The following is a 6,979-nucleotide window of genomic DNA, read 5'->3' on the forward strand; positions in this document are numbered from 1 at the left end:
CGAGTATCCTCCGAACTAGCTCTCCGGTGAAAGGACCTGATCTCTCATGGCTAAATCCGGGCTGGGGTCCTCACTCGCGTACGTGCTCAGCCGCGCCGAACGCGACGTCACGCGCGGCCTGGCGGCGACCCTGGCCGGCGAGGACGTCACCGTCGAGCAGTGGCGCATCCTGCGCGCGCTGGCCGACGGACGCGGCCACTCGATGGGGGAGCTGGCCGAGGCGGTGCTCATGCCGCACCCGACGCTCACCAAGGCGGTCGACCGGCTGATCGACCGGGCGCTGGTCCACCGGGGCGCGTCGGCGGGCGACCGGCGGCGGGTGGCGGTGTTCCTGGCCGACCGGGGGCGCGACCTGCTGGCCCGCGTGGACGGCGCGGTGGCCGAGCATCACCGGGCCATCGCCGCCGCGTTCGGCCAGGAGCGCACCGAGCGGCTGATGCGCGAGCTGGAGGACCTGGCCGCGGCCCTCGACCGGGCCTCGGCGGAGGCGCCGGGCCCCGTCAGTCCAGCCAGTACGTGTCGTGGCGGATGAAGAACTCGGCCTTCTCCTCCTCGCTCTTGCCGGCCAGGTCGAGCAGCCCCTCGAAATAGCCCTCGCGCGGGGCGCCGGGGGCGAAGTGCAGCAGCATGGTCGCGGGCTCGCCCGACTCGTTGCGGAAGGCGTGCACGCCGCCCTCGGGCACATGGACCCAGTCACCGGGGCGCGTGTCGATCCAGCGGCGGCCGTCGTAGATCCGCACCGATCCGTCGAGGATGTAGAACGACTCGGAGATCGACTTGTGGAAGTGGGGGCTCGGGCCGGACGGCTCGGGCCCCATCACCCAGCGGTAGAGCCCGAACTGGCCGTTGGTGGTGGCTCCGGTGGCCAGGTAGTGGGCGGTGTTGCCGCTCGGGTACGTCAGCTCGGGGGCGTGCTCGTAGGGGCGGTACGTGGCGGACAGTTCGCCGGTGTCGCCCGAATAGCGTGGTTCCGGATAGGTCATGAGGCCATCCTGCCCGACCCGCCCGCGATCAGCTCTCGCGGTTCTTCCTGTCGTGGCCGGACCACAGCAGCAACGCCAGCCCCGCGACCGCCAGCCCCAGGTAGGCCGCCAGCGGCAGCTCCACGAACCGCCCCACGAACCCCCACTCCGTGTCGAACCAGACGCGCCCGGCGAACCCGCCGAGCCCCTGGATGATGGCCATGACCCCGATGAAACCCCTCATGACCCCGACAGTCGCAGAACGGGACCCGCCCCGGCATCCGACCTTGGGCGGGTCACGTGCGACCAAAGTAGGTCAGGGGTAGAGGCCCCGCATGCTGTGGGCCTCGGCGACCCGGCCCACGCCGATCACGTGTGCCGCCTCCCGCAGCGTCAGCCCGCGCTCGGCGGACATCGACTTGACCTCGGCGAAGGCGCCCTCCATCAGGTCGCGCAGCTTCACCTCGACCTCGCGGGAGCTCCAGGAGAAGGCCTGCATGTTCTGCACCCACTCCAGGTAGGACACGATCACCCCGCCCGCGTTGGCCAGGATGTCCGGCACGACGGTGGTGCCGTTCGCGGCCAGGATCTCGTCGGCCTCCGGCGTGGTGGGACCGTTGGCGCCCTCCACGATCAGCCGGGCGCGCACGCGGGGCGCGTTCGCCTCGGTGATCACGCCTTCGAGCGCGGCCGGGACGAGCACGTCCACGTCCAGCTCGAACAGGTCGTCGTGGGGCATCGCGTCGGCGTGCGGGTAGCCGGCCACGCCGCCGGTCTCGGCCACCCAGGCGCGCACGTGGGCGACGTCGAGGCCGCCGGGCGCGTGGACCGCGCCGGTGACGTCGGAGACGGCGACCACCTTGCAGCCCTCGTCGGACAGGTACTGCGCGGCCAGCGCGCCGACCTTGCCGAAGCCCTGCACGGCGACCGTGACGCCCTCCGGCGAGCGCCCGAGCGCGGCCAGGGCCGCGATCTGCACGCCGCGCGAGGTCGAGCCGGTGCGGCCGAGCGAGCCGCCGAGCGTCATCGGCTTGCCGGTGACCACGCCGGGCACCGAGTAGCCGGCGTTGACGCTGTAGGTGTCCATGATCCAGGCCATGGTCTGCTCGTCGGTGCCGACGTCGGGGGCCGGGATGTCCTTCTCCGGGCCGATCAGCGGCAGGATCTCGTTGACGTAGCGGCGGGTGAGCCGTTCGAGCTCGATGGTGGTCAGCGCGCCCGGGTCCACGGCCACGCCGCCCTTGGCGCCGCCGTACGGGATGCCGACCAGTGCGCACTTCCACGTCATCCACATCGCCAGGGCGGTGACCTCGTGGATGTCGGTGCTGGGATGAAAGCGGATGCCGCCCTTGGCGGGGCCGCGCGAGACGTTGTGCTGGACGCGGTAGCCCTGGACGACGTCCATGCGTCCGTCCTCGCGGCGCACCGGGACCGAGACGGTCAGCGAGCGGCGGGGCGTGGCCAGCATCGTGCGGAGGCCGTCGTCGAGCCCGAGGTGGGCGGCGGCCTGGTGGAGTTGGTGAAGAGCGGAGTCGAGCGCCTGTTGACCAGGTGTGATCAGCGCCGGCGTCTTTGACGGCACCATGATGCTCATGGTCGAGTTTCCTCCTGTATGCGCGCCCATTTTGTGGGAGAAGGCGCCGTTGCCTTCCCTCTTGGGCGTGTTGTCTCGATCATCCTAGGCCGGGCAGTTTGACCTTGCCTAGGTTATGAAGGGATATCCAAGCCGTTGATCAATGTGCTGGGAACGTGCCACTCTGGCAGGCTGTCGAGCGAGAGTGTGCCGAATCGTCGAAAACCGGAGGGTTGGATGCCCGTACTCGTGGTTGGGCCGATGTTGCGTCACGTCGACTCGGTCAGTGCCTCGATCTGGGTGGAGACCAGCGAGCCCTGCACGGTCACCGTCGAGACGGCAGGCGGGGCTTATCGGTCGCCCACCTTCACCGTGCACGGTCACCACTACGCGATCGTGGATCTCGTTGAGCTGTCCCAGGATATCGCCTCGTATTCCGTCAGCCTCGACGGGGACCAGGTCTGGCCTCTGGCGGGTCGCCCGGCCAGCCGGGTGCGGCTGCTGCCCGCCGAAGGGCCCCGCAGGCTGGCGTTCGGGTCGTGCCGCACGAGCGTGCCGCACGACTCGGCCCACGTACGCACCCATGGCGACGACGTGCTGCGCGCCTACGGCGTGAGCCTCATGCGCGCCGACGAGGAGGAGTGGCCCGACCTGCTGCTGCTCCTCGGCGACCAGGTCTACGCCGACAGCCCCTCGCCCCAGATGCTCGACTACATCAGCGCGCGCAGGACCACCGAGCCACAGGGCGAGATCGCCGACTACGAGGAGTACGCCGAGCTCTACCGCCAGGCATGGACCGACCCCGAGATCCGCTGGCTGCTGTCCACCGTGCCCACCGCCATGATCTTCGACGACCACGACCTGCGCGACGACTGGAACACCTCCCAGCCCTGGCGGGAGAAGATGGCCCTGACGAGCTGGTGGCCGCGCCGCGTGGTCGCCGGGCTCGGGGCCTACTTCGTCTACCAGCACCTCGGCAACCTGACCCCGGCCGAGCGCGCGGCCGACCCGCTGGTGCGCGAGCTCACCGAGGGCGGCGGCGACGGCGGCCCGGCCCTCGACGCCTTCGCCGCCAAGGCCGACGCCGAGCCGAGCAGCAACCGCTGGAGCTACACCCGCGACCTCGGGCACACCCGGCTCATCATGATCGACACCCGGTGCGCCAGGCAGCTCACCCCCGGCGACCGGCGCATGCTCGACCCCGAGGAGTGGGCCTGGCTCCAGGAGCAGGCCGCCGCCCCGGCCGAGCGGCTGGTCATCGGCTCCTCGATCCCGTTCCTGCTGCCCGAGGGCGTGCACGGCGTCCAGAACTGGAACGAGGCGCTGTGCGACGGCAAGTGGGGCCGTACGGTGCAGCGGTGGTCGGAGCAACTCCGCCAGGCCGTCGACCTGGAGCACTGGGCGGCCTTCCGCCGCTCGTTCGAGGACCTGGGCCGGCTGCTGGTCCGGCTCGGCAAGCCGGCGGTGATCCTGTCCGGCGACGTCCACTACTCCTACCTGGCCAAGGCCTCGGCCGGGCAGATCTACCAGGTCGTCTGCTCGCCGATCCGCAACCCGCTCAGCAGGCTGCTGCGCTGGGCGAACGTGCTCACCCAGTTCGGGCTGGCGACGCTGGTGGGCAGCCTGCTGGCGCGGCTGGCCGGCATCCCGCGGCCGCCGTTCCGCTGGCGGGTCACCAAGGGCCCGCTGTTCCAGAACGCGCTGGCCACGCTGACCTTCCCGGACACGATCACCTGGTACGAGTCGGTGGGCGACGGGGTCAGACCGATCGACTCGGCCCGGCTGGCGTAGAAATGACCCATGGATGACGACCAGTACTCCAGGGCCGTGCCGTTCTACGACCTGTGGCACGAGGACGGGCACGTCCCCGAGATCCGCGAGTCGCTGCCGCCCCTGCTGAAGGGGGTGCGGCGCGGCGTCATGGAGATCGGCGCGGGCACCGGCCTGATCACCGAGCTGATCGTGCGTGAGACGCCGGGCGAGGTGTTCGCGGTCGAGCCGGCGCTCGCCATGCGGTCGGTGCTGCTGTCGCGGCTGGCCGCCAGCGAGGAGGCCCGGCGCCGGGTCACCGTGCTGGCCTGCGGGGCGCTCGACGTCGACGTCGACGAGCCGGTCGAGGCCGTCGTGATGATCTCGGTGCTGCAGGCGTTCCCGGCCGGGCGGCGGGAGGAGCTGTGGCGGGTGCTGGCCAGGCAGCTCGAACCGGGCGGGCTGCTGCTGTTCAACTGGCGTGAGCGGCCCGCGCCCACGCCGGGCGAGCTGGAGCTCATGGGGTCCTACCAGGTCGGGCGGCACGCCTACGAGGTCTGGGGCCAGGTGCTCGACGTCCGCGGCGAGACCGTGCGCTCCCGCTTCCTCTACCGGGTCAGGCAGCGCGGCGTGGTGATCGGCGAGGACGAGGTGACCAGCGAGGCCCACCGGCCCGGCGGCGACCGGCTCGCCGCGGAGCTGACGGCGGCCGGGTTCACCAGGGACGAGGCCCCCGACGGCCTGTCCGCCTGGCGAAAGGCGGCATAGCCCGAAAAAGGTGGAACCGGGCTTCCGGGTGCGGCCAACAACAGGGTGACCGCATGAGAGAGGACCGGATGTGGTGAGTGTCGAGGACACAACCGCAACGCTGGATGACTCGACCCTGATCGGGCATTCGCTGAGCGATCCTGAGCGTTTCGCCGCGCTGTTCGATCGGCACGCCGACGAGATCCACAGGTACGCCGCCCGCCGCCTGGGCGCCGAGCTGGCCGACGACGTGACGGGGGAGGTGTTCCTCGTCGCCTTCCGCGGCCGCGGCCGCTACGACCGCACCCTGCCCGACGCCCGTCCCTGGCTGTACGGCATCGCCACCAAGGTCGTGTCCCAGCACCGCAGGGCCGAACGGCGGCGCACCGCGGCCATGGCCAGGGTGGGCGCGGAGCGTCCGGGCACGTTCGACGAGCGCAGCGCCGACCGGGTCACCGCCGAGCAGCTGCAGCCCCGCCTGGCCAGGGCGCTGACCGGGCTCAGCGCGAGCGAGCGCGATCTGCTGCTGCTCGTGGCGTGGGCCGACCTGACCTACGAGGACGCCGCGCGCGCCCTCGGGGTGCCCGTCGGCACCGTCCGGTCCAGGCTGCACCGGCTCCGCGTCAAGGTACGCAGGGCGCTCGGCGGCATCGATCCCTTCGCAGAGGAGCCCCAGCATGGATGACGAGATCCGGACGTTCGCCGACGGCAGGCCCTCGGCGCCGCCGTACGAGCCGCAGGCCCGCGCGCGGGCCAGGGAACGGCTGCTGGCCGAGGCGCGCGGCGGGCGGCGCCTGCGGCTGCCGAGGCTGGGCTGGCAGGCGGCCGCGGCCTTCGGCGTCACGGTGGTCCTGGTCGGCGGCGTGGCGGTGGCGCTGTCCGGCCAGGGCGGGACGGACGCCCGCCCGGCCACCTCCGTGATGCTCGCGGCCGGCGAGCTGAACCCCCGGCCGGACCAGTTCATCCTGATCGAGTCCGACACCATGTACGGCTCGCACTCGATCGACAGCTCCGGCGGGCAGAGCCGCTACCTCTACCGCCAGCACCGCAGGATCTGGAAGTCCGTGGACGGCAGCAAGGACGGCCTGCTGCAGATCGAAGGCCGCGAGCCGCGCCCCTGGCCGGGCGAGCCGCTGCCCGCCGACGCCGCGAACCGGCAGGGCAGCGAGTGGAACCGTCTGGCCTCCTGCCCCGACCGGCGCGGCCCCTACCGCGACGACTACGCCTACCTGAGCACGCTCCCGGCCGACGCCACGGGCATGCGCGACCGCCTGTACCAGTCGTCCCCCAAGGGTGGCAAGGACGTCGACCCCGACGCCGTCGCCTTCACCCGCGCCGGCGACCTCGTCAGGGAGAACTACCTGCCCAAGGCGCAGCGGGACGCCCTGTTCGAGGCGGTGAAGGCGATCCCCGGCGTCGAGGCGGCCGAGGGCGTCGCCGACTCCTCGGGACGCCTGGGCGTGGCGCTGGGCCGGGTCGCCGACTGGGGCGTGCGCGAGGAGCTGATCTTCGACCCGGCCGGGCACACGTTCCTGGGCGAGCGGCAGGTCGCGGTCGACGCCAAGGCGGGCGCGCCCAAGGACAGCGTCCTGGCGCTGACGGCGCAGCTCGACGTCTCCGTGGTGGACGCCCTGCCGGAGGCTCCCGGCGCCGCCTCCGACGCGAGTTGCACGGCGGAGACCCTGGCCCCCACGCCCATCCCGTCGGAGTCCGGCTCGACGACGCAGGAGCTGCCGGAGGCCGAGGCGACGATCACGTTCACCCCGGAACCGACGGCCGGCGCGCCCTCGGAGCCGTCCAAGGGGCCGCAGCCGACGCGCACCGTCACGGTCGCGCCGACCGACGAGCCGCAACCCACGCGCACCGTCACGGTCGCGCCGACCGCCCCCGCCGGTTCCTGACGCACGGACGGGCGCGCCGGCCACACCGGCGCGCCCCCAGGGGGGAG

General features: G+C 72.3%; 8 protein-coding genes. 5 read left to right on the forward strand and 3 right to left on the reverse strand.

The features are described 5' to 3' along the window. The first annotated feature begins 46 nt into the window (after positions 1 to 46). Positions 47 to 532: a MarR family transcriptional regulator gene (locus tag ABZ444_RS48225; protein ID WP_358011311.1), complete on the forward strand. Its 486-nt coding sequence runs from the start codon at positions 47 to 49 to the stop codon at positions 530 to 532. On the opposite strand, the gene ABZ444_RS48230 is transcribed toward ABZ444_RS48225, so the two are convergent. The 3 genes from ABZ444_RS48230 to ABZ444_RS48240 form a co-directional block, all read right to left on the reverse strand. Beyond that, on the reverse strand, positions 501 to 983 hold the full coding sequence (locus ABZ444_RS48230) for a cupin domain-containing protein (RefSeq protein WP_358011313.1): 483 nt from the start codon (positions 981 to 983) through the stop codon (positions 501 to 503). The genes ABZ444_RS48225 and ABZ444_RS48230 overlap by 32 nt on opposite strands. 28 nt (positions 984 to 1,011) lie before the next feature. Beyond that, a complete protein-coding gene (locus ABZ444_RS48235; protein ID WP_358011315.1) occupies positions 1,012 to 1,206 on the reverse strand; it encodes a hypothetical protein in 195 nt (64 codons plus the stop codon). 72 nt (positions 1,207 to 1,278) lie between these two features. Further along, positions 1,279 to 2,556 (reverse strand): Glu/Leu/Phe/Val dehydrogenase, encoded by a 1,278-nt coding sequence (locus tag ABZ444_RS48240; RefSeq protein WP_358011318.1) that lies wholly within the window; start codon positions 2,554 to 2,556, stop codon positions 1,279 to 1,281. A 240-nt stretch (positions 2,557 to 2,796) separates the two neighbouring features. Here ABZ444_RS48240 and ABZ444_RS48245 point away from each other — a divergent pair, with 240 nt between their 5' ends. The 4 genes from ABZ444_RS48245 to ABZ444_RS48260 all read left to right on the forward strand — a co-directional run bounded on the left by ABZ444_RS48245 (position 2,797) and on the right by ABZ444_RS48260 (position 6,932). Further along, the gene (locus ABZ444_RS48245) at positions 2,797 to 4,326 is read left to right on the forward strand and encodes an alkaline phosphatase D family protein (protein WP_358011320.1); all 1,530 of its coding nucleotides are present in this window, start codon (positions 2,797 to 2,799) and stop codon (positions 4,324 to 4,326) included. A gap of 9 nt (positions 4,327 to 4,335) precedes the next feature. Then, the gene (locus tag ABZ444_RS48250) at positions 4,336 to 5,052 is read left to right on the forward strand and encodes a class I SAM-dependent methyltransferase (protein WP_358011322.1); all 717 of its coding nucleotides are present in this window, start codon (positions 4,336 to 4,338) and stop codon (positions 5,050 to 5,052) included. A 73-nt stretch (positions 5,053 to 5,125) separates the two neighbouring features. Then, on the forward strand, positions 5,126 to 5,716 hold the full coding sequence (locus ABZ444_RS48255) for an RNA polymerase sigma factor (protein WP_358011325.1): 591 nt from the start codon (positions 5,126 to 5,128) through the stop codon (positions 5,714 to 5,716). Further along, positions 5,709 to 6,932, forward strand: a complete 1,224-nt coding sequence (locus tag ABZ444_RS48260) for a CU044_5270 family protein (protein ID WP_358011327.1) — start codon at positions 5,709 to 5,711, stop codon at positions 6,930 to 6,932. The genes ABZ444_RS48255 and ABZ444_RS48260 overlap by 8 nt, the downstream gene beginning before the upstream one ends. The last annotated feature ends 47 nt before the right edge of the window (positions 6,933 to 6,979 follow it).

The sequence above is a fragment of the Nonomuraea sp. NPDC005730 genome, assembly GCF_040630865.1.
Taxonomy (GTDB): domain Bacteria; phylum Actinomycetota; class Actinomycetes; order Streptosporangiales; family Streptosporangiaceae; genus Nonomuraea.